The organism is Microbacterium sp. MM2322, from assembly GCF_964186585.1.
In the GTDB taxonomy this organism is placed as follows: domain Bacteria; phylum Actinomycetota; class Actinomycetes; order Actinomycetales; family Microbacteriaceae; genus Microbacterium.
This window is the reverse complement of record NZ_OZ075067.1, coordinates 2605402-2631666: the sequence shown is the minus strand read 5'-3', so window position 1 is coordinate 2631666 and position 26265 is coordinate 2605402. Positions and strand designations below refer to the sequence as shown.

Below are 26265 nucleotides of genomic sequence, written 5' to 3'. Positions count from 1 at the left end.
CGGCAGCCCACCCGGCGACGGGCGGGCTGCCGGCAGGAGGCATCAGGCCTGCAGGAACCCCCGCAGTGCCTCGTTGACCTCGGCGCCGTGGGTCCAGAGCAGGCCGTGCGGGGCGCCCTCGATCTCGACGTAGGTCGCCTCGGGCAGGAGCTCACGGAATCGACGTGCGGTCGCGTCGATCGGGAGGACGTTGTCCGCCGTCCCGTGGACGATGAGCGCGGGAACCGTCACCGCGGGGATGTCCGCACGGAAATCCGTCGGCCACGTCAGGGGCGCGGCGGCGATGGCGGCGTTGCCGGCCTGGTTCGCGACGGCGACCGAGGCGTCGACTGCTTCCTGCGAGATGCGAGTGCCGAGGTTGTCGTCGAGGTTGTAGAAGTTCTGGAAGAACCCGGTCAAGAACGCGTACCGGTCCTCGGCGACCGCCGCAGCCGTGCCGTCGAAGAACGCCTGATCGCCCGCACCGTCGGGGTTCTCGTCGGTCTTCAGGAGCCACGGCTCGAGTGAACCGAGGAAGGCGACCTTGGCGATGCGGTCTGCGCCGTAGCGCGAGAGGTACCGCGCGATCTCGCCGGTGCCCATCGAGAACCCGACGAGGACGGCATCCGTCAGTTCGAGTTCCTCGACGAGGGCGTGCAGGTCGGCGGCGAAGGTGTCGTAGTCCGAGCCCGACGCCGTCTTGGTCGACGCGCCGAAGCCGCGTCGGTCGTACGCGATGACCCGATAGCCGGCATCCAGCAGCGCGGCCTGCTGCTTGCCCCACGACTCGCCGTTCAGAGGGAAACCGTGGATCAGCACGACGGGCTGACCCGACCCCTGGTCGGTGTAGAAGATGTCGATGTCGACCGAGTTCTCGGTCCCGACGGTGATGTACGCCACAGCGGTACTCCTTCCGGCCGGAGCGGACCTCCGGCGACATCCCCGACGCTACGGCCGTCACCCTCGGACGGCGCACAGGTTGACGGATGCTTCGCCCGCCGTTCACCATCGCCTCGCCGGTACCGTGGCCTCATGGCGTCGATCGACCTGAACGCGGACCTCGGTGAGACCGTCGACGGCGTCCCCACCGCCGACGATGAGGCGATGTTCGCCGTCGTCTCGAGCGCCTCCGTCGCGTGCGGCGGTCACGCGGGCGACGCCGTTTCGATGACGGATGCCGTCCGCCGCGCAGCCGCGCGGGGGGTCGCTGTCGGGGCTCACCCGTCCTTCGTCGACCGCGCGGGGTTCGGCCGCGTGGCGCTCGCGGTCCCCCCGGCGCTCCTCCGCGAGCAGGTGCGGGAGCAGATCGCTGCGCTCGCCGCTGTCGGCGCTGACCTCCGCTACGTCAAGCCGCACGGCGCGCTCTATCACGCGGTCTCGGCGGACTCCGAGGCGGCCGGCGCGGTCGCTGCTGCCGTCGCGGATGCGTCGAGCGACCTCGGCCGTCCGCTTCCCGTGCTCGGGATGCCGGGGGCCATCGCCCGCGCGACCGAGGATCGCGGCATCCCGTTCGTCGTCGAAGCCTTCCTCGACCGCGGGTACCTCCCGTCCGGCGCGCTCGTGCCGCGCACCGAGCCGGGCGCCCTGCTGCACGACGACGCCGCGGTCGCCGCGCGAGCCGTGACGCTCGTGCGGGACGGTGTGGTCGAGGCGGTCGACGGGTCGATGATCCGCGTCGCCGCGGCATCCCTCTGCCTCCACGGCGACACCCCCGGATCGGTCGCGATGGCCCGGGCCGTCCGCGCCGCCCTCGACGCTGCGGGCATCGGGATCCGCGCCCCGTGGTGATCCGTCCGTTCGGCGACAGCGCCCTCCTCGTCGAGGTCGAGTCGCTCGCGGACATCCTGAGCCTCTACGAGCGGTTGGCCGAGACGCGCCCGCGCGGGGTGCGGGATCTCGTCCCCGCGGCGAGGACGGTGCTGGTCCACGTCGATCCGTCCGTCCTTCCCCTTTCCTCCGCCCGTGCGTGGATCGGAGGGACGGATGCCGCGCCCCGCCCGCCCGCAGCGAGCGTCCCGCCCGCGGACGTCGAGCTCGCCGTCGCGTACGACGGCGCGGACCTCGCCGAGACGGCATCCCTTCTGGGGCTGACCGTCGACGACCTCGTCGAACGTCACCTCGCGGCGCGGTGGACGGTGGCGTTCACGGGGTTCGCCCCCGGGTTCGGCTACCTCACGAGCGAGGACTGGGACCTCGACGTCCCCCGCCGCGCGACACCGCGCACCCGAGTGCCGCGCGGGGCCGTGGCGCTCGCGGGCGGCTTCACCGGCGCGTACCCCCGCGAGACCCCCGGCGGCTGGCAACTGATCGGCACGACGGATGCACCGCTCTTCGACCCCGACGCGGAGCGTCCCGTGCTGCTGCGCCCCGGGACGCGGGTGCGGTTTCGGCGCGTGGCGGCCGCGAGCGTCGCCGCCGCCGGCGTGCTCACCCGGCCGCTCGCTCCGAGAGCGTTCACCGTCACCGACCCGGGCGCGCTCGCGACGATTCAGGATGCCGGTCGCCCCGGTCGGCTGGCCGAGGGAATCGCCCTCTCGGGCGCGGCGGATCGCCCGGCGTTCGCCGCGGCCAACCGGCTCGTCGGCAACACGCCCGATGCGGCGGCGATCGAGGTGACCGTGGGCGGATTCCGCGCGACCGCGTCCGGCGACCTCTGGATCGCGGTGACCGGAGCGTGGGGGCCGATCCGCGTCGCGGGCCGCGAGGTCGACCCGTACCGCCCGCAGCGATGGCCGGCCGGGACGGAGCTGGAGATCGGCGCGTTCCGCGCCGGAGTCCGCGCCCTCCTCGCCGTCCGTGGGGGAGTGGCAACGCACCCCGTGCTCGGCTCCGCCGCGACCGACACCCTCGCCGGCATCGGACCGGAGTCGCTTCGCGCGGGCGACGAGATCGCGACGTCGGATGCCGCGCGGCATCCCGTCCCCGCGGTCGACCTCTGGCCGTGGACGCCGCCGCCCGACACGATCGTCGTCCCCGTCGCGGCGGGCCCCCGGGCGGACTGGTTCACCCCCGCGGCGCGGCGGTCGCTGCTCGACACCCGGTGGGTCGTCGGAGCCCGTGCGGATCGCGTCGGCATCCGTCTCGACGGACCGCCGCTGGAGCGCGCATCGGATGCCGGGTCCCGCGAGCTCGCCAGCGAGGGGATGCTGCCGGGCGCCGTGCAGGTCCCGCCCGACGGTCTTCCCGTGGTCCTCGGTCCCGACGGCCCGGTGACCGGCGGCTATCCCGTCATCGGCGTCGTCACCGCGGCCGGCCGCGCCGCGCTGGCACAGGCGCGGCCCGGCTCTCATCTTCTCTTCCGGAGCGCAAGCCCCCGCGGGTGACGGGCGCCGGCGCGTAGGGTCGGCGGCATGCTCCTCCGTCGCGCGTCCGTCGCCCTCGTCCTCGCTGCGGGCCTCGGACTGGTCGGCTGCACGGGGCAGTCCGCTCCTACGACGCCGTTGACCCCGGCCGCGCCTGCCCCGGAGAGCGAGGCGGTGGAATTCGCGCCGGCCACCGGCGACACGGTCACTGCCGAGCAGTACACGTTCACGCTCCCCGAGGGCTGGGGTTTCCCCGACGGCGCCCCCGCCGGCTTCGACGAGACGACGTTCGCCGCCGACCTGCAAGACGCCGACGGCTACAGCGACAACGTCAACATCCTCGTCTCGCCCGGCGGTGAAGTCACCTCTGAGCAGGTCGAGCAGGCCGGCGTCGCTGAGCTCGAAGGAGCCGGCGCCGTCGATGTGGAGGCGCTCGATCGCGTGACGGCGGCCGGGTCCGAGTCCGCGCACCTGACGGCCCGCGTGGAGCAGGGCGACGTCCCGTACGTCATCGACCAGTACTACCTCGTGGATGCGGGGCAGACCTACATCGTCACCTTCTCGGCGAGCGTCGATGTGCCACAGGCCGACCGTGACGCGCTCGCGCAGTCGGTGCTCGTCACCTGGCAGTGGAACTGAGTCGACGCGAGCGCGAGTTATACCGCAGCCTGCGGAACTCGTCAACGATTCGACTGGACACGGCGCGTCGCCCGTCCTATAGTAGGTAGTTGCGCTCCCTTCTACTTGCCCTCATATGGTGGTCGGCTTGTGCCTGTGCCCCCGACGGACTCCTCCGTCGGCGCGCGCCGCAGGCGTGGATCGGGAGTACTCCACCTGACGACAAGGAAAACCAGCCCTCCCCGGGCTCACGGAGGTAATTCCCTTGGCTGCTGCGCGCAACGCAACTCCCACCACCACCATCAAGAACGGTCGCGGCGCATCCCGCCTCTCGTTCGCCAAGATCTCCGACACGCTGGAGGTCCCCGACCTCCTCGCGCTGCAGACCGAGTCGTTCGACTGGCTCGTCGGCAACGAGGCCTGGAAGGCACGCGTCGCCGAGGCGCAAGCCGAGGGGCGCACCGACGTTCCCGAGATCAGCGGCCTCGAGGAGATCTTCGAGGAGATCTCCCCGATCGAGGATCTGGGCGAGACGATGCAGCTCTCGTTCACGAACCCCTACCTCGAGCCTGAGAAGTACTCCATCGAGGAGTGCAAGGAGCGCGGCAAGACGTACGCCGCCCCGCTCTACGTCGAGGCCGAGTTCATGAACCACCTCACGGGTGAGATCAAGACGCAGACGGTCTTCATGGGCGACTTCCCGCTCCAGACCGCCCGAGGCACCTTCATCATCAACGGCACCGAGCGCGTCGTCGTCTCGCAGCTGGTGCGTTCCCCCGGTGTCTACTTCGACAAGACCCCCGACAAGACGTCCGACAAGGACATCGTCTCGGCTCGCGTCATCCCCAGCCGTGGTGCATGGCTCGAGTTCGAGATCGACAAGCGCGACCAGGTCGGCGTCCGCATCGACCGCAAGCGCAAGCAGTCGGTCACCGTGTTCCTCAAGGCTCTCGGCCTCACGAGCGAAGACATCATGCAGGAGTTCGCGGGCTTCAGCTCGATCGAGGAGACCCTCGAGAAGGACACGATCCTGACGAAGGAAGATGCGCTCCGCGACATCTACCGCAAGCTCCGTCCGGGCGAGCAGGTCGCCGCTGAGGCTGCCCGCGCGCTGCTGGACAACTTCTACTTCAACTCGAAGCGGTACGACCTCGCGAAGGTCGGTCGCTACAAGATCAACCAGAAGCTCGGCATCGACAAGGCGCTGAGCGACTCGGTCCTGACCGTCGAGGACATCGTCGCGACGATCAAGTACCTGGTCCGCCTGCACCGCGGCGACGTCAGCTACGACGGCGTCCGCAGCGGCAAGCCCGCCGAGATCCGCCTGGACATCGACGACATCGACAACTTCGGCAACCGTCGTATCCGCGCCGTCGGCGAGCTCATCCAGAACCAGGTCCGCACCGGCCTGTCCCGCATGGAGCGCGTCGTCCGCGAGCGCATGACCACGCAGGACATCGAGGCGATCACCCCGCAGACCCTGATCAACGTCCGTCCCGTCGTGGCCGCGATCAAGGAGTTCTTCGGAACGTCGCAGCTGTCGCAGTTCATGGACCAGAACAACCCGCTCGCGGGTCTGACCCACAAGCGTCGCCTCTCCGCGCTCGGCCCCGGTGGTCTGTCGCGTGAGCGTGCCGGCGTCGAGGTCCGTGACGTCCACCCCTCGCACTACGGCCGCATGTGCCCGATCGAGACCCCGGAAGGCCCGAACATCGGCCTCATCGGTTCGCTCGCCTCGTTCGCGCGCATCAACGCGTTCGGCTTCATCGAGACGCCGTACCGCCGTGTCGTGGGCAACAAGGTCACCGACCAGATCGACTACCTGACGGCAGCGGAAGAAGCCGACTACATCGTGGCGCAGGCCGGTGTCGAGCTCAAGGCCGATGGCGCGTTCGTCAACGACCGCATCCTCGCCCGCCGTGGTCAGGGTGGCGAGGTCGACCTGTTCCCGGTCGACGAGATCGGCTACATGGATGTCTCGCCGCGCCAGATGGTGTCCGTCGCGACGTCGCTCATCCCCTTCCTCGAGCACGACGACGCGAACCGCGCCCTCATGGGTGCCAACATGCAGCGTCAGGCTGTCCCGCTGCTGCGCAGCGAGTCGCCGATCGTCGGAACCGGTATGGAGGGCTACGCCGCCATCGACGCGGGTGACGTGATCACCGCGCTGAAGCCCGGTGTCGTCTCCGAGGTCTCGGCCGACGTCGTCACGGTCCAGCTCGACGAGGGCGGCACGCAGGACTACTTCCTCCGGAAGTTCGACCGCTCCAACCAGGGCACGTCGTACAACCAGCGCGTCGTGGTCTCGGCCGGCGACCGCGTGGAGATCGGCGAGGTCATCGCCGACGGTCCCGCCACGGAGGACGGCGAGCTCGCGCTCGGCAAGAACCTCCTCGTCGCGTTCATGACGTGGGAGGGTCACAACTTCGAGGACGCGATCATCCTCAGCCAGGAGCTCGTCAAGAACGACACGCTCTCCTCGATCCACATCGAGGAGTACGAGGTCGATGCTCGCGACACCAAGCTGGGCAAGGAGGAGATCACCCGTGACCTCCCCAACGTCAGCCCCGACCTGCTGAAGGACCTCGACGAGCGAGGCATCATCCGCATCGGTGCCGAGGTCCGCCCCGGCGACATCCTCGTCGGCAAGGTCACGCCCAAGGGCGAGACCGAGCTGTCGGCCGAGGAGCGACTGCTCCGCGCGATCTTCAACGAGAAGAGCCGCGAAGTCCGTGACACCTCGCTGAAGGTGCCCCACGGTGAGCAGGGCACGATCATCGCCGTCAAGGAGTTCAACGCCGAGGACGGCGACGACGAGCTCGGCTCGGGCGTCAACCGCCGCGTCGTGGTCTACATCGCCCAGAAGCGCAAGATCACCGCGGGTGACAAGCTCGCCGGTCGTCACGGCAACAAGGGCGTCATCGCGAAGATCCTGCCCGTCGAGGACATGCCGTTCATGGCGGACGGTACCCCCGTCGACGTCGTCCTGAACCCGCTCGGCATCCCCGGTCGAATGAACTTCGGCCAGGTTCTCGAGACGCACCTCGGCTGGGTCGCCACGCAGGGCTGGAAGGTCGAAGGCTCGCCGGAGTGGGCTGCGAAGCTCCCCGAGCAGGCTCGCGAAGCCGCCCCCGGCACGAAGGTCGCCACCCCGGTGTTCGACGGCGCGTTCGAGGAGGAGATCGCAGGTCTGCTCGACTCCACGATCCTGACCCGTGACGGAGAGCGTCTCATCGACAGCTCCGGCAAGGCGAAGCTGTTCGACGGCCGCTCCGGCGACCCGTTCCCGGCTCCGATCTCGGTCGGCTACATGTACATCCTGAAGCTGCACCACCTTGTCGACGACAAGATCCACGCACGCTCGACGGGTCCCTACTCGATGATCACCCAGCAGCCGCTCGGCGGTAAGGCCCAGTTCGGTGGCCAGCGCTTCGGTGAGATGGAGGTCTGGGCGCTCGAGGCCTACGGTGCCGCATACGCACTGCAGGAGCTGCTGACGATCAAGTCGGACGACATCGTCGGCCGCGTCAAGGTCTACGAAGCGATCGTCAAGGGCGAGAACATCCAGGAGCCCGGCATCCCGGAGTCGTTCAAGGTCCTCATGAAGGAGATGCAGTCCCTCTGCCTGAACGTCGAGGTCCTCTCGGCCGACGGCACCGAGGTGAACCTGCGTGACAGTGACGACGAGGCCTTCCGTGCAGCGGAAGAGCTCGGCATCAACATCTCCACCCGGTTCGAGTCGACGTCGATCGACGAGATCTGACCCGTACCGGCAACGAACAGAATTCCGACACAGGAGAATCAGTGCTCGAGTCACAGACCTTTGATCAGCTTCGCATCGGTCTCGCCACCGCCGACGACATCCGTCGTTGGTCGTTCGGCGAGGTCAAGAAGCCCGAAACCATCAACTACCGCACGCTGAAGCCCGAGAAGGACGGTCTCTTCGGAGAGCAGATCTTCGGTCCTTCCCGCGACTGGGAGTGCGCCTGCGGTAAGTACAAGCGCGTCCGCTTCAAGGGCATCGTCTGCGAGCGCTGCGGCGTGGAGGTCACCAAGTCCTCCGTCCGTCGTGAGCGCATGGGCCACATCGAGCTCGCCGCACCCGTCACCCACATCTGGTACTTCAAGGGCGTGCCCTCGCGCCTCGGCTACCTGCTGGATATGGCGCCGAAGGACCTCGAGAAGGTCATCTACTTCGCCGCCTACATGGTGATCTCGGTTGATGAGGATGCGCGTCACCGCGACCTCCCGACCCACGAGGCGAACCTGCGCCTCGAGATCAAGAACATCGCCGACCGTCGCGATGCGCGCGTTGCCGACCGCCTCCAGAAGCTGGAGGACGAGCTCGCCGCTCTCGAGGCCGAAGGTGCCAAGGCCGACCAGAAGAAGAAGGCCAAGGACGCCGCCGAGAAGGAGATGACCACCATCCGCAAGCGCGGCGACGAGCAGGTCGCCAAGCTCGAGCGGATGTGGGACGAGTTCCGCGGACTCGAGGTCGGTCAGCTGAAGCAGGAAGACGACATCTTCCAGGAGCTGCAGGACCGCTTCGGCCAGTACTTCGAGGCCTACATGGGCGCCGAGTCGATCAAGCGTCGCCTCCTGGCGTTCGACCTGGCCGCCGAGGCCGAGTCGCTCCACCTGCAGATCTCCGAGGGCAAGGGTCAGCGCAAGATCCGCGCGATCAAGCGCCTGAAGGTCGTCAACTCGTTCCTGTCGACGGGCATGAGCCCCGCCTCGATGGTCCTGGACGTCGTCCCGGTCATCCCGCCGGAGCTTCGTCCGATGGTCCAGCTCGACGGTGGCCGTTTCGCCACGAGCGACCTGAACGACCTGTACCGCCGCGTGATCAACCGCAACAACCGCCTCCGTCGTCTGATCGATCTCGGTGCTCCCGAGATCATCGTCAACAACGAGAAGCGGATGCTGCAGGAGGCCGTCGACGCTCTGTTCGACAACGGTCGCCGCGGTCGTCCCGTCACGGGTACCGGCAACCGCGCCCTCAAGTCCCTCAGCGACATGCTGAAGGGTAAGCAGGGTCGATTCCGCCAGAACCTGCTCGGCAAGCGCGTCGACTACTCGGGCCGTTCGGTCATCATCGTCGGCCCGCAGTTGAAGCTGCACCAGTGCGGTCTGCCCAAGCAGATGGCGCTGGAGCTCTTCAAGCCGTTCGTGATCAAGCGCCTCATCGACCTCGGTCACTCGCAGAACATCAAGGCCGCCAAGCGTGCCGTCGAGCGCACCCGTCCCGAGGTCTGGGACGTGCTCGAGGAGATCATCCGCGAGCGTCCCGTGCTGCTGAACCGTGCACCCACCCTGCACCGTCTCGGCATCCAGGCGTTCGAGCCGCAGCTCGTCGAGGGCAAGGCCATCCAGCTCCACCCGCTCGTCTGCGCCGCGTTCAACGCGGACTTCGACGGTGACCAGATGGCCGTCCACCTGCCGCTGTCGGTCGAGGCTCAGGCCGAGGCCCGCGTGCTGATGCTCGCGTCGAACAACATCCTGAAGCCGTCGGACGGCCGTCCGGTGACCCTGCCCTCGCAGGACATGATCATCGGTCTGCACCACCTGACGACGCTCAAGGTGGGCGCTGCCGGTGAGGGCCGCGTGTTCGGTTCCGTCGGCGAGGCGATCCTGGCCAAGGACGAGGGCACCCTCGACCTGCAGGCCAAGGTCCGCATCCGCGTTCCCGGCCTGACCTTCCTCGAGGGCGAAGCCCCCGAGGGCTACGAGCGCCACGGTCTCGTGGATGCCTCGCTCGGTCAGGCGATCTTCAACGACACCCTTCCCAAGGGCTACCCGTTCGTTCGCGAGCAGGCAGACAAGGGCAAGCTGTCGCAGATCGTCAACAAGCTGGCCGAGGAGTACCCGAAGACCGAGGTCGCGGCATCCCTCGACCGGATTAAGGACGCCGGCTTCTACTGGGCCACTCGTTCGGGTGTGACCGTCGCCCTCAGCGACGTCCTCACGCCGCCGAACAAGAAGGAGATCGTCGCCGCCTACGAGAAGCAGGCAGCGAAGGTCCAGGGACAGTTCGAGAAGGGCCTCACGACCGACGCCGAGCGTCGTCAGGAGCTCATCAAGATCTGGACCGAGGCGACCGATGAGGTCCAGAAGGCGATGCGGGACAACTTCCCCGAGGACAACACCATCAACCGCATGGTGAGCTCCGGCGCCCGTGGTAACTGGCTGCAGATCCGCAACATCGCGGGTATGCGAGGCCTGGTGAACAACCCCAAGGGTGAGATCATCCCCCGTCCGATCATCTCCTCGTACCGCGAGGGTCTGTCGGTGGCGGAGTACTTCATCGCGACGCACGGTGCCCGTAAGGGTCTGGCCGACACGGCTCTCCGTACGGCCGACTCGGGCTACCTCACGCGTCGTCTCGTGGACGTCTCGCAGGATGTCATCATCCGCGAGGAGGACTGCGGCACGGCCAAGGGCCTCGAGTTCACGATCGCCGCTCCCGGCGCTGACGGCGAGCTCGTCCGCGACGCGAACGTCGAGAACTCGGTGTTCGCCCGTACGCTCGCCGCCGCGGTGGTCGACGCTCAGGGCACCGTCCTGGCCGAGGCCGGCGACGACGTGGGCGACGTCCTCATCGACAAGCTGGTCGCCGGTGGCATCGAGAGCATCAAGGTGCGCTCGGTCCTGACCTGTGACTCGGCTGTCGGTGTCTGCGCCAAGTGCTACGGCCGTTCGCTGGCCAGCGGCAAGCTCGTCGACATCGGCGAGGCCGTCGGCATCATCGCGGCCCAGTCGATCGGTGAGCCCGGTACCCAGCTGACGATGCGTACGTTCCACACCGGTGGTTCGGCGTCGGCAGACGACATCACGCAGGGTCTGCCCCGTGTGCAGGAGCTGTTCGAGGCGCGTACCCCCAAGGGTGCGTCCCCGATCGCCGAGGCCGACGGTGTCATCAAGATCGATGAGACCGACAAGGCCAAGAAGCTCATCCTGACCCCCGACAACGGCGACGAGCCGCACGTCTACCCGGTCCTCAAGCGCGCCACCCTCCTCGTCGAGGACGGCCAGCGCGTCGAGGTCGGTCAGCCGCTGCAGGTCGGCACGCTGGACCCCAAGGAGGTCATGCGTGTCATGGGCGCCCGCGAGGTGCAGAAGTACCTCGTCGGCGGTGTGCAGGGCGTGTACCGGTCGCAGGGCGTGCCGATCCACGACAAGCACATCGAGGTCATCGTGCGTCAGATGCTGCGGAAGGTCACGGTCGTCGATCACGGCGAGACGACCCTTCTGCCGGGTGAGCTGGTCGACTTCAAGCGCTACCAGCAGATGAACCGCGAGGCGGTCGCGGCGGGCAAGCGTCCCGCATCGGGCCGTCCCGAGCTGATGGGTATCACGAAGGCGTCGCTCGCGACGGAGTCGTGGCTCTCGGCCGCATCGTTCCAGGAGACCACCCGCGTTCTGACGCAGGCGGCCATGGAGGGCAAGAGCGACCCGCTCGTCGGCCTCAAGGAGAACGTCATCATCGGAAAGCTCATCCCCGCCGGCACCGGCCTTGCGAAGTACCGCAATGTCGTTGTCGAGGCAACGGAAGAGGCCAAGAGCGAGCGGTACCCCAACCGCATCTTCGCCTCGGACGGCGCGTACAGCGACGCCGACCTGAGCTACGTCGATTTCGACAGCTTCTCGACCGACGACTTCACCCCCGGCAGCTATAACTGATCGAGCTGTGAACGTCTGAACCGAAGGCCCCCGGGACACCCCGGGGGCCTTCGGCGTTCTCCTCCGCGATCCCGCGCGGACGGCCACTACCGTGGAGTCATGGCACGGGTGGGTGGGCGAAACGCAGGGTTCGCATGGTTCGTCGGCATCGTGAGTGCCGCGGTCGTGGTGACGCTGCTCGTCCTCGCCGCACCGATGTTCCCCGCGGCGACACAGTGGATCGCTCAGGCCGGCGGTTCCGCGCAGCGCGCAGGCGACCCCGATGATCCGGCTGCCACCGCAGATGCGACCTCAACCCCGCTGCAGTGCCGCGACCTCTACAACGAGGCGGCCTGGGCCGGCCTCCGGTGGACGGACGGCGCTGAGCTCACGCCCTCGATGGACCCACCGGTCACGAGCGCCGCCGACTTCGTGACGGCTCTCGATCCGGACGTCACCGTGACCTGCCGCTGGACCTCCGACAAGGGTGAGATCTCGACGACGGTCGCGACCGTCCCCACGGATGCCGGGGCCATCGCCGCCGCATCGTTGCCCGGTCAGGGCTTCGAGTGTGTGGAGGACGATCGCATCCGTTGCACGCGCACTGCGAAGGACCTCATCGAAACGATCGAGGCCGGCGGGGGACTGTGGGTGTCGACGTCGCAAGAGAAGTGGCATCCGAAACGTTATGCCGATGGTGTGGCGGCGTCCGTGTGGGCCCGCGAGGGGTGAGGCGTCAGCCCCAGATCTTCGCCACGATAGCCGCCGTGTACCCCTGCGGGGCAAGGTTCGAGTACTGCGTGTCGATCGCGACGCCGTCGCGCCAGTAGACCGTCCGGCCCTGGGACAGCCCCAGGTCGTCGGTGCCGTTCTTCTCGCAGCGGAGGCCCTCGTCGGGTTCGTAGCAGAGGTAGCCGTCGTCGACACCGAGCAGATAGAGGGCGTCGCGGGCCTCGCGCTCGGGGGAGTACCCCACCACCGTGACGAGGCTCGTGCGGCTGGCGCCGGGGTCCGCCCACACGCAGACGCGGCTGCTGTCGGGCCGGATGCCCCCACCCATCCCCGGTGCATTCAGCGGGATGTCGGCGAGTGTCTCGAGGATGCCGTCGGTCAGGATGCTCTTGCAGTCCGACGGCAACGGGGTCGTCGACGTCGACGGCCCGAACGGGAAGTCCGCGATCGCGACCGGGGTGGCGGTCGGGGTGGGCGTCGCCGACGCCGCGTCCGTCGGCGGGGGCCGGAGAGAATCGGGCTCGGGCGCGCAGCCGGAAGCGGTCGACGCGAGCACGGCGCCTGCGAGCAGCGCGCCGATCGCTCGTCCGATCACCCTGCGCCGCCTCGTCATGGAGTCCACGATACGCATCGAGTGGCACGCCGCCTCGAGACACGTCGGGGCGCCTCCGCGGGCGCCGCCGAACGCGGGGATACGCTCGCTTCAGCGGTGGCGCACGCCCCCGCGTGAGGAGTGACACGGCAATGAGCGACCCCAAGTTCGGCGAGCGAGACGACCAGACGAGCGAGCCCGCCTACGGTGAGCCGATCGACGAGCCGACGTCTCCCGAGGAGTCCCGCGGTGTCGACGAGGTCGTCGGCAGCGCGAACGACAGCCTGGCCGAGGCGGAAGCCGCTTCCCGTGCCGCAGACGACCGCCCCCGTGGCGATGCAGCCTTCGATGTGACCGACCGCGGATCGGATCTGTCCATCGATTACGGCAAGTACAGCGAGCCGGACGCTCCCGTGGCATCCACTGCCGTCAGCGACGAGCCGCTGTACCGTCCCGCCGCCGGGGAGCCCGAGGCCTCGTCCGCCGCAGACGACACCCCCACGCGCGTGAACGATTCGGTGGAGCCCGCGACGGATGCCGCGGCTCCGGCAGCCTCGGCCGCTGCCGCGACGGCTGTCTACTCGCACGCCGATCAGACCCCGACGACGGTGACCCCGAGCGAGCCGGCCGGATCGGCGGCTCCCGCCCCGACCGCCGTCTACTCGCAGCAGCCGATCTTCGTCCAGGCGCCCGAGGCGCCGCGCCCGCGCGGCAACCGCGGTGCCGCCGGTGCGATCGGGCTCCTCGCGGCCCTGCTGTTCGCGATCCTCTACCTCGGCGCCATTCTGGGGCTCGGTGTGCTCAACGATGGGGTCGCTGTCGACGAGCTCGGTCAGCAGGTCGTCGCCGTGGTCACGACGTGGGCCTTCTGGGTTCCAGTCGCGGTGTTCTTCCTGGGCTTCTGGCTGCTCGGCGCGTTCATCAACCGCGGCCGGTGGGGCCTCTGGGTCGTGTTCGGTCTGCTCGTGGGTGCGGTCGCGTACGGCGGTCACATCCTCGGACAGCTGTTCCAGGCGCCGTTCTGGTCGATCGCGCCGTCGCGCGCCGGCGAGATCGTCGGCGACCAGCTCCTCGCGCCTCTCGCGGTCATCGCCTTCATTCTCGGTCGCGAGATCACGATCTGGTTCGGCGCATGGGTGTCGAAGCGCGGTCGCCGGATGACGGAGCTCAACGACGAGGCGCAGCGCGAGTACGAGCGCACCCTCGAGGCCGGCCCGCAGCTCCACCAGTACTGATGCTCGGCTGCGGCTGATGACGCAGCCCGCTGGTGTCGCGCCACCGACCGCCGCGTTCTTCGCGACGATCGGTTTCGCGGCGCTGGCTATCTGCGGATTCGGCTTCACGAGCCTCCTCACCGATACCGACGCCATCGCCGCCCCCGGGCTCGGGCAGGGGGCGGGCATCGTCGCGATGCTGCTGGCTGCATCCGCATTCGCGGGTACCGAGTTCGGCGCCGTGCGCAGGGCGCGGTATGCCGCGGCGGCGTGGGTCATGGTCGCGACGGTCGCGGCGTATCTGGCGGGGATCGTTCTCGGGGGTGTCGTGACCGGCGCCGACGCGGCACTGGCGGTGAGCGCGGCAGGGGAGTTCGCCCTGTCCTGGTACACCATCGTCCTTGCGGTCACGGCCGGTGCGGCAGCCTGGGCCGGGATCGCCCTTCGGCGGACGCGCGCGCGTCGTCCCGAGTGGCCGTGGGAGCACGAGGACGACGAGGAGTGAGGGCCGCGGCATCCTGATGCCCTGAAATACCCCCGATCGCGACGGATCTCCGCGACAATGGACCCGTGGAGCGCTCGCTCGAGACGCAGGTCAGCCAGGCCGTCGAGGCCTGGCTGCGCTGGTTGCCGCGCTGGGAGCCCGCCACGCACCGGGGCCGGGTCGCTCCCTGCAGGCGATGCCTCGGGTCGCCGATCCTCTCAGCGGCGGGCCTCGGCTCCGATGTTCCGCACGGCGTTCAACACGGTCTGTCGACGCGTGTCAAGACGATCGTCGACACCTCCGTCGCCCAGTACACCGCGCGGAACCTTCCCATGCTCCAGGCGGAACTCGACCACCAGGCCGATCGCAACCGCTCGCGGACCTACCGTCCCGCCGAAGGCCTCGAACCCGAGTTCGAGGGGTTGCCGATGGACCCCGATCCCGTTCCCGGCGCGCCGTTCCTGTTCACGATCGCCGGGCTGGCTGACGAGGCGGATGCCGCGGTGCCCGCGCTCCCGCCACTGACAGAGGATGCGAAGGCGGCGCTCCGGCAGGAGGTCCGCCTGGCCGACGAGTACGCGAGCATGGTCGGCCGCGAGGTCTGCACGATCCTGCTCCGCCATCGGCTGCGGATCCAGACCGCGGTCGCGCAGTACGTCGAGCCGCAGATCGCCGCGATGCTCGACGAACTCACCCGCTCCCTGGATGCGCCGTTCGACGCGGGCGAAGGGCTGCCCGGGGTCTGACCGGCCCCTCCTTCCCTGCTGATTTAGGGTGGGGGGATGAACACGGGAGTCGACAGCGGTGCCGGTGTCGTCCTGGGACTGCTGTCCGTCATCCTCGGTATCGCGGTTTACGTCTGGGTTGCACTGGCTCTCGCCGCGGCCTTCCGCAAGATGGGCGATGAGTCGTGGCGGGCCTGGGTGCCGGGCGTCAACGTCGCCGTGCTCCTGCGCTGGGGCGGATTCTCGCCGTGGCTGGCGCTCCTGTTGCTCGTCCCGGGCCCGGGGACGCTCGCGATCTGGGTCCTGCTCGTCCTCACCGTCCACCGCCTGAACCCCGGTTTCGGATACGGCGGTGGGATGACGGCTGTCGGTGCCCTTCTCTTCCCGGTGTGGGCCACGATCGTCGGGTTCGGTCCGGCCGAGTGGCGCGGTGCGCGGCCGGCGCACGCCCGACCGCGCTCCGAGCCGCGTCCGGCTTCACCCCCGTATCCGCCGTTCGGGTCTCTCGCGTCGGAGTTCGGCGCGCCGCTTCCACCCCCTCCCTTCCCCGCGACGGCGGAGCGCGATCCCGCGACCCCGCGTGAGGGCGCCGCTGCGACACTGCCCGTCGCACCGGCATCCGTCGCGCCCCAGCCGTGGACGCCGCAGCCCGCCGGTGCGCCCGCCGAAGACCCCGTGGTCCCCACGCCGCCGCCGATCGCCGAACCGGCTCAGCCCGACCCGACGTCCCCCACTCCGACGGTCCGCTCGGCGGCGGCGTGGCCGAACGACGTCGACGAGGTCTCCGCCGTCTCACCCGCCCCTTTTCCGCCGAGCGCGGCGCGCGGTCGTTCCGAGGTGAGCCCTCCCGTCTCCGCCGCCGACGCCGGGATCATCTCCTCCGTGCCCGGGCGCGCAGACGCCCCCGTGACACGACTGCGTCCGGCGTCGTCGGGCGCGGAGCGCGACGAGCGGGACGTCTTCCCGGAGCTGACGGGCGAGGTATCCGCTGTCGCCGGATCTCCCGCGGCGGGTGCACCTGTGTCGGCGACCTCCTCGGTGTCGGCGCAGGAGCGGCATCGCGAAGAAGCCGAGGCTCCGTCATGGAGCGATGACCTCGAGCGCACCGTCGTGGTGAGGCGCGGGCACGCCCGCTGGGAGCTCGTGCTTCCTGACGGATCGGCGGCGCAGCTGTCGGCCGACGTCGTCGTCCTCGGTCGGCACCCGGTGCCTGACCCCGCCCGCCCTGACGCGCAGCTCATTGCGATCGTCGATGCGACCCGGACCGTGTCGAAGACGCACGCACGGCTGGAGCGCCGCGGCGACACCTGGTACATCACGGATCTCGGGTCGACCAACGGCATCCTGCTGCCGAGTCTGCTCGGCGCGGACATCGAGGTCGGGCCGGGCTCCGAGGCCGAGGTCTCCGACCGGTTCCTCTTGGGCGACGCGGCGATCCGACTGCAGCGAGTGGATGCCGGTTCCTGACCGGCATCCCCCTCACCTGAGCAGTCGCGGTGAACACTGGCCGCGTTTGACCAGGGTTCGCGATCCCGCGTATCATTGAGCGGGTGTGCGCATACGCGCGCCCTGCGACGTGCCTCGGCTCGCAGCAGGCGAGGCGAACGCATCCAGGGACAGGGCCTGCGAACAGGTCACCCCCACGGCATATCCATCACCCCGTTCGCCGCAGTCGCGGCCTACCGATGGATTTGTGGTGAAACCACGAACGCTGTCACCGTGCAGCACCTGTGCAAGGCGAGAGCCGCGCGCAGATCGACAAGGAGAGAACGTGCCAACCATTCAGCAGTTGGTTCGCAAGGGTCGCTCGCCGAAGGTCTCGAAGACCAAGGCGCCCGCCCTGAAGGCGAACCCGCAGCAGGCGGGTGTCTGCACCCGCGTGTACACGACCACGCCCAAGAAGCCCAACTCGGCGATGCGCAAGGTCGCCCGTGTGAAGCTCCGCAACGGCACCGAGGTCACCGCGTACATCCCCGGTGAGGGTCACAACCTGCAGGAGCACTCGCTCGTGCTCGTCCGTGGCGGTCGTGTCAAGGACCTCCCCGGTGTGCGTTACAAGATCGTCCGTGGCGCTCTGGACACCCAGGCTGTCAAGAACCGTAAGCAGGCTCGCAGCCGCTACGGCGCGAAGAAGGGTTGAGTTAGATGCCTCGCAAGGGACCCGCACCCCGCCGCGTCGTCGTCAACGACCCGGTCTACGGTGCTCCGATCGTCACCCAGCTGGTGAACAAGATCCTCGTCGATGGCAAGAAGTCCATCGCTGAGGCCATCGTCTACAACGCCCTCAAGGGTGTCGAGGCGAAGAACGGCCAGGACGCCGTCGCAACGCTGAAGAAGGCGCTCGACAACGTCCGCCCCACCCTCGAGGTCAAGAGCCGCCGCGTCGGTGGCTCGACCTACCAGGTTCCCGTCGAGGTCAAGCCGCACCGTGCGAACACGCTCGCGCTGCGCTGGCTCGTCTCGTACGCGAAGGGTCGCCGTGAGAAGACCATGACCGAGCGCCTCCAGAACGAGATCCTGGATGCCTCGAACGGCCTCGGTGCCGCGGTGAAGCGCCGCGAAGACACCCACAAGATGGCCGAGTCGAACCGCGCGTTCGCGCACTACCGCTGGTAAACAGCACCTCGGTGGCCGGCCGGGCAACCCCCGGCCGGCCGCCCCGCGACATCCGTCACTACACGTAAGGACACCCCGTGGCACAAGAAGTGCTCACCGACCTCAACAAGGTCCGCAACATCGGCATCATGGCGCACATCGATGCCGGCAAGACGACGACGACAGAGCGCATCCTGTTCTACACGGGTGTCAACCACAAGATCGGTGAGACGCACGACGGTGCCTCGACCACCGACTGGATGGAGCAGGAGAAGGAGCGCGGCATCACGATCACGTCTGCCGCCGTCACCTGTTACTGGAACAAGAACCAGATCAACATCATCGACACCCCCGGTCACGTGGACTTCACCGTCGAGGTGGAGCGCTCGCTCCGCGTCCTCGACGGCGCCGTCGCCGTCTTCGACGGCAAGGAGGGCGTCGAGCCCCAGTCCGAGACCGTCTGGCGTCAGGCCGACAAGTACAACGTCCCGCGCATCTGCTTCGTCAACAAGATGGACAAGCTCGGCGCCGACTTCTACTTCACCGTCGACACGATCGTGAAGCGCCTCGGCGCCAAGCCGCTCGTGATCCAGCTGCCCATCGGCGCGGAGAACGGCTTCCTCGGGGTCATCGACCTCGTCGAGATGCGCGCGCTGGTGTGGCCCGGTGACTCCAAGGGTGACGTCACCATGGGTGCGAAGTACGAGATCCAGGAGATCCCGGCCGACCTCGCCGAGAAGGCGGCCGAATACCGCCAGATCCTGCTCGAGACGGTCGCGGAGACCGACGACGCGCTGCTCGAGAAGTTCTTCGGTGGCGAGGAGCTCACGGTCCCCGAGATCAAGGGTGCGATCCGCAAGCTCACCGTGGCGTCCGAGATCTACCCGGTCCTGTGCGGCTCGGCCTTCAAGAACCGCGGCGTGCAGCCGATGCTCGATGCTGTCATCGACTATCTGCCGAACCCCCTCGACGTCGGCGCCATCGAGGCGCACGACCCGAAGGACTACGACACGGTCATCGAGCGTCACCCCGACGCGAACGACCCGTTCTCGGCGCTCGCCTTCAAGGTCGCGGTGCACCCGTTCTTCGGTCGCCTCACCTACATCCGCGTCTACTCGGGTCGCCTCGACTCCGGCGCTCAGGTCATCAACTCGACCAAGGGCAAGAAGGAGCGCATCGGGAAGATCTTCCAGATGCACGCCAACAAGGAGATTCCGGTTCCCGCTGTCTCCGCCGGCAACATCTACGCCGTCATCGGCCTGAAGGACACCACGACCGGTGACACCCTGACCGACCCGACCGCGCCGGTCGTCCTCGAGTCGATGACCTTCCCCGAGCCCGTCATCGAGGTCGCCATCGAGCCGAAGACCAAGGCCGACCAGGAGAAGCTCGGCGTCGCGATCCAGAAGCTCGCCGAAGAGGACCCGACCTTCCGCACCGAGTTGAACGTCGACACCGGTCAGACGGTCATCAAGGGCATGGGCGAGCTGCACCTCGACATCCTCGTCGACCGCATGAAGCGCGAGTTCAACGTCGAGGCGAACGTCGGCAAGCCCCAGGTCGCGTACCGCGAGACGATCAAGAAGACCGTCGAGCGTCACGACTACACGCACAAGAAGCAGACCGGTGGTTCGGGTCAGTTCGCGAAGATCCAGTTCGCGCTCGAGCCCCTCGACCTCGCCTCGGACAACACGTACGAGTTCGAGAACAAGGTCACCGGTGGCCGCATCCCGCGTGAGTACATCGAGCCGACCAACCAGGGCTTCCAGGACGCCATGAACGTCGGTGTCCTCGCCGGCTACCCCATCGTGGGTGTCAAGGCGATCCTGCTCGATGGCGCGTCGCACGACGTCGACTCCTCCGAGATGGCGTTCAAGATCGCCGGCTCGATGGGTTTCAAGGAGGCTCTCCGCAAGGCGAACCCCGTCATCCTCGAGCCGCTCATGGCGGTCGAGGTGCGCGTTCCCGAGGAGTACATGGGCGACGTCATCGGCGACCTGAACTCGCGTCGTGGCCAGATCCAGTCGATGGAGGACGGCGCGGGTATCAAGATCGTCCGCGCTCTCGTCCCGCTGTCGGAGATGTTCGGCTACATCGGTGACCTGCGCTCGAAGACCTCGGGTCGCGCGGTCTACTCGATGGAGTTCGACAGCTACTCCGAGGTCCCCCGCGCGGTGGCCGACGAGATCGTCCAGAAGACCAAGGGCGAGTAACACTCGCTCTTCGGATGCCGGGGGCCCCGGCCCTCGGCATCCGCCCAAACTGAATATCGTCACGTCAACTACACTGACAACATCCCCGTAGGCGACCGGTCGCAATCCAGTGCCCGGAAGATCTACATGACGTCCTGAGGAGGACCTAGTGGCTAAGGCCAAGTTCGAGCGGACCAAGCCGCACGTGAACATCGGAACGATCGGTCACGTCGACCACGGCAAGACGACGCTCACCGCGGCGATCTCCAAGGTGCTCGCCGACAAGTTCCCGTCCGCGACCAACGTTCAGCGTGACTTCGCGTCGATCGACTCGGCTCCCGAGGAGCGTCAGCGCGGCATCACGATCAACATCTCGCACGTCGAGTACGAGACCCCGAAGCGTCACTACGCGCACGTCGATGCGCCCGGTCACGCTGACTACATCAAGAACATGATCACCGGTGCTGCTCAGATGGACGGCGCGATCCTCGTGGTCGCCGCCACCGACGGCCCGATGGCTCAGACGCGTGAGCACGTTCTGCTCGCCAAGCAGGTCGGCGTTCCGTACCTGATGGTCGCGCTCAACAAGGCCGACATGGTCGACGACGAGGAGATCCTGGAGCTCGTCGAGCTCGAGGTCTCCGAGCTCCTCGCATCGCAGGGCTTCGCTGAGGACGCTCCGGTCGTCCGCGTCTCGGGCCTCAAGGCTCTCGAGGGCGACGAGAAGTGGGTGCAGTCGATCCTCGACCTCATGGAGGCCGCGGACGAGCACATCCCCGACCCCGTGCGCGACAAGGACAAGCCCTTCCTCATGCCGATCGAGGACGTCTTCACGATCACCGGTCGTGGAACGGTCGTCACCGGTCGCGCCGAGCGTGGCACCCTCGCCATCAACTCCGAGGTCGAGATCGTCGGCATCCGCGCGACGCAGAAGACCACGGTCACGGGTATCGAGATGTTCCACAAGCAGCTCGACGAGGCATGGGCCGGCGAGAACTGTGGTCTGCTGCTTCGTGGTCTGAAGCGTGACGACGTCGAGCGTGGCCAGGTCGTCGTGAAGCCGGGTTCGGTTACGCCGCACACCAACTTCGAGGGCACTGCGTACATCCTCTCGAAGGAGGAGGGTGGCCGTCACAACCCCTTCTACACGAACTACCGCCCGCAGTTCTACTTCCGTACCACGGACGTCACCGGCGTCATCTCGCTGCCCGAGGGCACCGAGATGGTCATGCCCGGTGACACCACGGACATGACGGTGGAGCTCATCCAGCCCATCGCCATGGAAGATGGCCTCGGCTTCGCGATCCGTGAGGGTGGCCGCACCGTCGGCGCCGGCACGGTGACCAAGATCATCAAGTAAGTCCTTTCGGACTCACCGACAGGGGTCGGGCCTTCGGGTCCGGCCCCTTCGTCGTTTCCGCAAGGGGTGCCGAGTCGTGGAGCGCCGTTTTAGACTGGCGGCGCCGCGACAGCTGCGCGGACATCGACGGAGATGAGGGAGTCCATGGGAATCGACGACGTGGTGGGCAAGGGGAAGCAGTTCCTCGAGCAGCACAAGGACGAGATCGAGAAGAACCTGAAGTCCGAGAAGGCGGAGGGCGTCAGCGACAAAGTCCTCGATGCGGCGGCGGAGTTCGTGAAGAAGGTCGCACCCGACTCGGTCGACGCGAAGGTCGACGAGGTCCGCGACAACGTGGATCGGCGCATCGGCAACGAGTGACGTTTTCGGAGGGGGCGGATGCTGCGGCGTCCGCCCCCTCCGGCGTTTCCGGCCGCCGTCCCGGCGTCTGACAGAATGAACGTCGGATGAAGAAGATCGGATGACGCAGGTGAAGCGAGCCGGGTCGTGAGCGGCATCCTGGTCCACGAGTGGCTCTCGCGGCGTGGTGGCTCTGAGAACGTGTTCGACGTTCTCGGCGGCGTGTTCCCGGATGCCGAGCGCTGGTGTCTGTGGAACGACAGCGAGGGCAGGTTCGCGGGCGTCGAGGAGACGGTGCTCGCGCGAACGCCGTTGCGGGGACGCAAGGCCGCCTCCCTTCCGCTCATGCCGCTCGCCTGGCGGATGCTCCCGTCCCGTGATGCGGACTGGGTGCTCTGCAGCAGTCATCTCTTCGCGCATCATGCGCGCTTCCGCGGTCCGGCGGGTGACGCTCCGAAACTCGTGTACACCCACACGCCGGCGCGTTACATCTGGACGCCCGAGCTCGACGGGCGCGGCCAGGGGTTCGCTGCGCGCGCGGCGTCGTCGCTTCTCAAACCGCTCGATCGGCGTCGCGCCACCGAGCCCACGGCGATCGCAGCGAACAGCAAGTTCATCGCCGAGCGGGTGGCGTGGGCATGGGAACGGGAGGCCACCGTCATCCATCCTCCGATCGATGTCGCGCGCTTCGCCGACGCGCAGCCGACGGACGAGACGGATGCCGCGGTCGCCGGCCTCCCTCCGGAGTATCTGCTCGGGGTGTCGCGGTTCGTCCCGTACAAGCGTCTGGAGCTCGTCATCGAGGCGGGCGCGGTGTCGGGTCTTCCCGTGGTGCTGGCGGGCGGGGGAGCGGACGAGGGCAGGCTTCGCGCCTACGCGGAGGAACGCGGCCACCCGGTGACGTTCGTGCGCGATCCGTCTTCGACGCTCCTGGCCGCGCTCTACCGGAACGCGCTGGCCCTCGTGTTCCCCGCCGTCGAGGACTTCGGCATCATGCCGGTGGAGGCCATGGCGACCGGCACACCCGTCGTCGGAAACGCGTTCGGCGGCGTGAGTGAGAGCGTCGTCGACGGGGTCAGCGGTGCTCTGGTGCACGACTGGTCGGGGACCGAACTGGCGGACGCCGTCGAGCGCGCGATTGCCTCGAGCCGGGAGGCGTGCGTGCAGCGTGCGTTCGAGTTCGACCGCCCTGTGTTCGAAGCGCGCATCGCCGACTGGGTCGCGGGAGAGACGGCGTGAGCGGGCTCCTCGTCGACGACCGGTACCGCGGCGCCCACGGCATCGGACGCTACGCCCGCGAGGTGCTCGGGCGTCTGGATCTGCCGTGGCGAGGGCTCAGCCTCGATGGGACGCCCTACAGCCCGTTCGATTCGTTGCGCGCACTTCCGGGGCTGGGTCGAGAGTCGCTCGTCTACTCACCCGGTTACGGAGCGTTGGTCCGCGCGCCGCGGCAGATCCTGACCGTCCACGATCTGATCCAGCTCGAGGTGCCCTGGCCGGGGCGAGCGAAGTTCGTCGCCTACTACGGCGGGCCGGTGCGTCGGGTCGTGCGTCGTGCCGGCGTCGTCTTGACGGTCTCGGAGACGTCGGCCGACGCGATCCGCGCCTGGCTGCGCGACGACGCCGTCGACGTCGTCAATGCGGGCAACGGGTGCTCCGCCGCCTTCACCCCCGACGGGCCGCGCGAGGTCGCATCCGACCCGTACGTCCTGTTCGTCGGGAACACCCGCGCGCACAAGAACCTCGACGTGGTGCTTCGAGCGATGGCGGTGGCGACCGGCATCCGCCTTCTCGCCGTCGTGCCCGAGAGCGAGACCGCCGCCGTGCGGGCTGCCGCAGAGCGGATCGGGATCGCGGGACGCGTCGACGTGATCACCGGGGTCGACGACGAGCGGCTGGCCGAGCTCTACCGGGGCGCGGCGGCAACCGCGATGCCGTCTCTGTTGGAGGGGTTCGGGCTGCCCGCACTCGAGTCCGTGTCGAGCGGGACGCCGGTCATCCACTGGAGCGGATGCCGCGCCGTCGCCGAGATCGTGGCAGGGCGCGGCTGGGCTGTGGCCGATGCGTACGACGCCCACGAGTGGGCGGCCGCGATGGTCGAGGCTGCCGCGTCGCCGCGCGCGGTCGAGCCACCGACCGGCGCGTACGACTGGGACCGCACCGCGGGAGTCGTCACGGAGACGCTCCGCCGCGCTCTCGGCTGAGCCAGTTCAGGCGTCGGCGAGTCCGCTGACGAAGGTCGTGAGCTCGCGCGTCTTCGCAGTCCACGTGTGATTCTCGGCGACTCGACGGCCCGCGATGTTGGGCGACGGATGCCGGAGCGCGGCCGCCAGCGCGGCGTCGGCACGTTCCGGCGAGTCGTAGACGTAGATACCCGCGTCCGGATCCTGGCCGATGCCCGGCGTCTCGCGGGACACGACCGCGAGCCCCGCGGCGAGGTACTCGTGCAGCTTCATGGGGCTGCGTCCCGCATTCGACGGATCGTCCGACAGAGGCAGGAGGCCGACGCGGGCGCCCTGCAGGAGATCAGGCAGGTCCGCGTAGTGGACCGCGCCGCGCAGCTCGACGTTGTCGGGGAGGGGAACCGGCGGGGCGGGATCCGGCCCCGCGATGATGAAACGGATGCCGGGGTTCCGACCGGCCCACGAGCGCGTACGATCCCAGTCGAAGCGCGAGTCCAGCGCGCCGACGTACACGCACGCCGCGGGGCGGGCCTCGGCATCCGCTGCGGGAGCAGGGAACGCGGCAAGGTCCACACCGTTCTCGATCACGAGCGACGGGATGGTGAGTCGACCGAGGTCTCGGAGGACGGCGCCGGACGTGGCGACGACGGCGTCGGAGGCGGCGACGATGCGTGTCTGCAGGCTGCGCTTCACGCCGTCGGGGTAGAGGTCGGTCGGTCGGTAGATGAGGGTGTCGGCGAGGCCGCGGACGGAGTCGTCCCAGAGGAGCGGCTGATCGATGAGGACGGCGTCGAAAAGCGTGCCGATTCCGAGTCGTTCGAGGAATCCTCTCACCCGGAACCGACCCCACGGGCGGGGGAGGAGCGTGCGCGGGACGACGTGGGTGACGCCGTCGTCGTCTCGGAACGGACGCGTCGGAACGGCGTCCGCGGCGGCTCGCGAGACGCGTCCGGTGACGCGGTGCGCGAGTGACAATGGCGTGGACAGGTGCACGACCTCGACGTCGAGGTGGGCGAGTTCCCGGGCGTAGTGGTGGCTCCCGACGCGGAAGTCGCCGAAGACGTGACTGTGGGAGAGGAAGAGGATGCGGGGCCGCGTCACGCGCGTGCCTCGCGGATGGTGTCCCGGATCTCCGTCTCGACGGCCGCCAGTTCGGTGGCTGCGGCGGCGATCCGGGCGGTGATCTCGTCGACGCGTGCGATCTGCCACTGCAGGCGCTCCGCCATCTGTGCCGCGGTCAGTCTCTCTGTGTCGGCCGTGACATCGCGAACTCCGATCGTTTCGAACGCCGCCGTGATCTTGCGCGTGGGGGAGGGCACCAGTTCCAGAGGAACGGCGCCAGACAGCGCCGCGAGGACCAGCACGTGCATGCGGTCGCTGACGACGAGGCGGGCTGCGTCGTAGCGCTCCCGCAGGCGCTCTTCCTGAACGAGCGGAGCGGTGTCCCCCCACGGCTCGAAGATCCCGCCGAGCGCGTCGGCCAGGTCACGGGCCCGGTCCTCGTCTTCGCGGACCTGGACGACGGTGCGGATGCCGAGGCCTTCCGCGCGGGCGAACGCACGGATCGCCTCGCACCAGTCATCGCTGGGGAAGGGGCGGGCGCCGCGCAGGCTCACGATCAGCTCGCGACGCTCGGTCGCGGGCAGTCCGGCTCGGATCCCGGCGCCGAATCCGATGTCGGGGACGACGCGGGTTCCCTTCGCGAGAGCGGCACTCTCGGCATCCCGCCAGAGGGCGAACTGCGACCATCGCGCCGCGAGCGCGTGGAGGGCCCCGGCTGGCTGAGTGGGTGCCCGGATGCCGCGCGGCGGGCGGACGACGATGCCGCCCTTCAGCCGTACGAGGACTGTTTCAGCGAGGAAGACGAGTTCGCGGAGGACATTGCCGCGGTCGAGCGGGATCTCGCCGGACTCGAACATGAGAACGGGGTGGCGCGGCGCGGTCGCGATCAGCCACAGCCAGCGGCCGACGCTCCGTTTGGAGCGGAGGACGCGGGTGCCGGAGGGGACGCCCAGCTGATGCAGCCAGACGTCGGGCGCGTCGCCCACGTAGACGATGAGCTCATCCGACGTCCCGACGGCCCACGCGAGTGCTTCGCGGCGGATGAGCGCGTCGCCGATGTTGCCGGCGGGTCCGGTCGCGGAGACGAGGGTGCGGGTGGGGGAATGGTGAGATGAAGCGGGGGACACTCAGACCGTCTTTCGTACAGAGACCTGGGCGCCGCGCGGCAGTCCTGCCCCCACTTTGTGCATGAGTGGAATCTACAGGAGGCGCCTGCGCTCTCCCGCGCG

21 protein-coding genes are annotated in these 26265 nt (G+C 68.6%); 17 read left to right on the top strand and 4 right to left on the bottom strand.

What is annotated here, in order from left to right; genetic code table 11:
• Nucleotides 1–42: 42 nt before the first annotated feature.
• Nucleotides 43–879, bottom strand: a complete 837-nt coding sequence (locus tag ABQ271_RS12820) for an alpha/beta hydrolase (protein WP_349309120.1) — start codon at nucleotides 877–879, stop codon at nucleotides 43–45.
• Nucleotides 880–1011: 132 nt separating this feature from the next.
• Between ABQ271_RS12820 and pxpA the strand changes: the two genes are divergently transcribed.
• From pxpA to ABQ271_RS12790, 6 genes are all read left to right on the top strand, one after another.
• On the top strand, nucleotides 1012–1767 hold the full coding sequence (gene pxpA, locus ABQ271_RS12815) for a 5-oxoprolinase subunit PxpA (RefSeq protein ID WP_349309119.1): 756 nt from the start codon (nucleotides 1012–1014) through the stop codon (nucleotides 1765–1767).
• Nucleotides 1761–3302 carry a 5-oxoprolinase/urea amidolyase family protein gene (locus ABQ271_RS12810; RefSeq protein ID WP_349309118.1) on the top strand — a complete coding sequence of 514 codons (1542 nt, stop codon included), beginning with the start codon at nucleotides 1761–1763 and terminating at the stop codon, nucleotides 3300–3302. Before pxpA ends, ABQ271_RS12810 begins: the two co-directional genes overlap by 7 nt.
• A gap of 27 nt (nucleotides 3303–3329) precedes the next feature.
• Entirely contained in the window at nucleotides 3330–3920 is a 591-nt protein-coding gene (locus ABQ271_RS12805; protein WP_349309117.1) for a hypothetical protein, read from the top strand.
• Nucleotides 3921–4164: 244 nt separating this feature from the next.
• On the top strand, nucleotides 4165–7662 hold the full coding sequence (locus ABQ271_RS12800) for a DNA-directed RNA polymerase subunit beta (RefSeq protein WP_349309116.1): 3498 nt from the start codon (nucleotides 4165–4167) through the stop codon (nucleotides 7660–7662).
• A 41-nt stretch (nucleotides 7663–7703) separates the two neighbouring features.
• Nucleotides 7704–11579, top strand: a complete 3876-nt coding sequence (gene rpoC, locus ABQ271_RS12795; protein WP_349309115.1) for a DNA-directed RNA polymerase subunit beta' — start codon at nucleotides 7704–7706, stop codon at nucleotides 11577–11579.
• 99 nt (nucleotides 11580–11678) lie between these two features.
• Entirely contained in the window at nucleotides 11679–12290 is a 612-nt protein-coding gene (locus ABQ271_RS12790; RefSeq protein ID WP_349309114.1) for a hypothetical protein, read from the top strand.
• A gap of 4 nt (nucleotides 12291–12294) precedes the next feature.
• Here ABQ271_RS12790 and ABQ271_RS12785 read toward each other — a convergent pair whose 3' ends face one another.
• On the bottom strand, nucleotides 12295–12903 hold the full coding sequence (locus ABQ271_RS12785) for a hypothetical protein (protein WP_349309113.1): 609 nt from the start codon (nucleotides 12901–12903) through the stop codon (nucleotides 12295–12297).
• 131 nt (nucleotides 12904–13034) lie between these two features.
• On the opposite strand from ABQ271_RS12785, the gene ABQ271_RS12780 reads away from it, so the two are divergent.
• The 11 genes from ABQ271_RS12780 to ABQ271_RS12730 all read left to right on the top strand — a co-directional run bounded on the left by ABQ271_RS12780 (nucleotide 13035) and on the right by ABQ271_RS12730 (nucleotide 23995).
• Nucleotides 13035–14117, top strand: coding sequence for an ABC transporter (locus ABQ271_RS12780; protein ID WP_349309112.1), 1083 nt, complete (start codon nucleotides 13035–13037; stop codon nucleotides 14115–14117).
• 16 nt (nucleotides 14118–14133) lie between these two features.
• The gene (locus tag ABQ271_RS12775) at nucleotides 14134–14601 is read left to right on the top strand and encodes a hypothetical protein (RefSeq protein WP_349309111.1); all 468 of its coding nucleotides are present in this window, start codon (nucleotides 14134–14136) and stop codon (nucleotides 14599–14601) included.
• A gap of 65 nt (nucleotides 14602–14666) precedes the next feature.
• Complete coding sequence (locus ABQ271_RS12770; protein WP_349309110.1) at nucleotides 14667–15326, top strand: spermidine/putrescine ABC transporter substrate-binding protein; 660 nt, start codon at nucleotides 14667–14669, stop codon at nucleotides 15324–15326.
• 36 nt (nucleotides 15327–15362) lie between these two features.
• Nucleotides 15363–16772 carry a DUF5684 domain-containing protein gene (locus ABQ271_RS12765; RefSeq protein WP_349309109.1) on the top strand — a complete coding sequence of 470 codons (1410 nt, stop codon included), beginning with the start codon at nucleotides 15363–15365 and terminating at the stop codon, nucleotides 16770–16772.
• A 304-nt stretch (nucleotides 16773–17076) separates the two neighbouring features.
• The gene (gene rpsL / locus ABQ271_RS12760; protein ID WP_018171438.1) at nucleotides 17077–17445 is read left to right on the top strand and encodes a 30S ribosomal protein S12; all 369 of its coding nucleotides are present in this window, start codon (nucleotides 17077–17079) and stop codon (nucleotides 17443–17445) included.
• Nucleotides 17446–17450: 5 nt separating this feature from the next.
• Entirely contained in the window at nucleotides 17451–17921 is a 471-nt protein-coding gene (rpsG, locus tag ABQ271_RS12755; protein WP_018187368.1) for a 30S ribosomal protein S7, read from the top strand.
• A gap of 77 nt (nucleotides 17922–17998) precedes the next feature.
• Nucleotides 17999–20113, top strand: a complete 2115-nt coding sequence (fusA, locus tag ABQ271_RS12750) for an elongation factor G (RefSeq protein WP_349309108.1) — start codon at nucleotides 17999–18001, stop codon at nucleotides 20111–20113.
• 148 nt (nucleotides 20114–20261) lie between these two features.
• Nucleotides 20262–21452 carry an elongation factor Tu gene (tuf, locus tag ABQ271_RS12745; protein ID WP_349309107.1) on the top strand — a complete coding sequence of 397 codons (1191 nt, stop codon included), beginning with the start codon at nucleotides 20262–20264 and terminating at the stop codon, nucleotides 21450–21452.
• Nucleotides 21453–21596: 144 nt separating this feature from the next.
• Complete coding sequence (locus tag ABQ271_RS12740; RefSeq protein WP_349309106.1) at nucleotides 21597–21812, top strand: hypothetical protein; 216 nt, start codon at nucleotides 21597–21599, stop codon at nucleotides 21810–21812.
• Nucleotides 21813–21938: 126 nt separating this feature from the next.
• On the top strand, nucleotides 21939–23030 hold the full coding sequence (locus ABQ271_RS12735; protein ID WP_349309105.1) for a glycosyltransferase: 1092 nt from the start codon (nucleotides 21939–21941) through the stop codon (nucleotides 23028–23030).
• Complete coding sequence (locus ABQ271_RS12730; RefSeq protein WP_349309104.1) at nucleotides 23027–23995, top strand: glycosyltransferase; 969 nt, start codon at nucleotides 23027–23029, stop codon at nucleotides 23993–23995. The genes ABQ271_RS12735 and ABQ271_RS12730 overlap by 4 nt, the downstream gene beginning before the upstream one ends.
• A 6-nt stretch (nucleotides 23996–24001) precedes the next feature.
• On the opposite strand, the gene ABQ271_RS12725 is transcribed toward ABQ271_RS12730, so the two are convergent.
• Both ABQ271_RS12725 and ABQ271_RS12720 read right to left on the bottom strand, forming a co-directional pair.
• Nucleotides 24002–25075: a glycosyltransferase gene (locus ABQ271_RS12725; RefSeq protein WP_349309103.1), complete on the bottom strand. Its 1074-nt coding sequence runs from the start codon at nucleotides 25073–25075 to the stop codon at nucleotides 24002–24004.
• Nucleotides 25072–26163, bottom strand: a complete 1092-nt coding sequence (locus ABQ271_RS12720; RefSeq protein ID WP_349309102.1) for a hypothetical protein — start codon at nucleotides 26161–26163, stop codon at nucleotides 25072–25074. Before ABQ271_RS12720 ends, ABQ271_RS12725 begins: the two co-directional genes overlap by 4 nt.
• Nucleotides 26164–26265 lie beyond the last annotated feature (102 nt).

Bases quoted from the DNA above. Each gene is read 5' to 3' on its own strand.
- pxpA (WP_349309119.1), top strand. From the start codon at position 1,012: ATGGCGTCGATCGACCTGAACGCGGACCTCGGTGAGACCGTCGACGGC.
- ABQ271_RS12805 (WP_349309117.1), top strand. From the start codon at position 3,330: ATGCTCCTCCGTCGCGCGTCCGTCGCCCTCGTCCTCGCTGCGGGCCTC.
- ABQ271_RS12790 (WP_349309114.1), top strand. From the start codon at position 11,679: ATGGCACGGGTGGGTGGGCGAAACGCAGGGTTCGCATGGTTCGTCGGC.
- ABQ271_RS12785 (WP_349309113.1), bottom strand. From the start codon at position 12,903: ATGACGAGGCGGCGCAGGGTGATCGGACGAGCGATCGGCGCGCTGCTC.
- ABQ271_RS12780 (WP_349309112.1), top strand. From the start codon at position 13,035: ATGAGCGACCCCAAGTTCGGCGAGCGAGACGACCAGACGAGCGAGCCC.
- ABQ271_RS12775 (WP_349309111.1), top strand. From the start codon at position 14,134: ATGACGCAGCCCGCTGGTGTCGCGCCACCGACCGCCGCGTTCTTCGCG.
- ABQ271_RS12765 (WP_349309109.1), top strand. From the start codon at position 15,363: ATGAACACGGGAGTCGACAGCGGTGCCGGTGTCGTCCTGGGACTGCTG.
- rpsG (WP_018187368.1), top strand. From the start codon at position 17,451: ATGCCTCGCAAGGGACCCGCACCCCGCCGCGTCGTCGTCAACGACCCG.
- ABQ271_RS12740 (WP_349309106.1), top strand. From the start codon at position 21,597: ATGGGAATCGACGACGTGGTGGGCAAGGGGAAGCAGTTCCTCGAGCAG.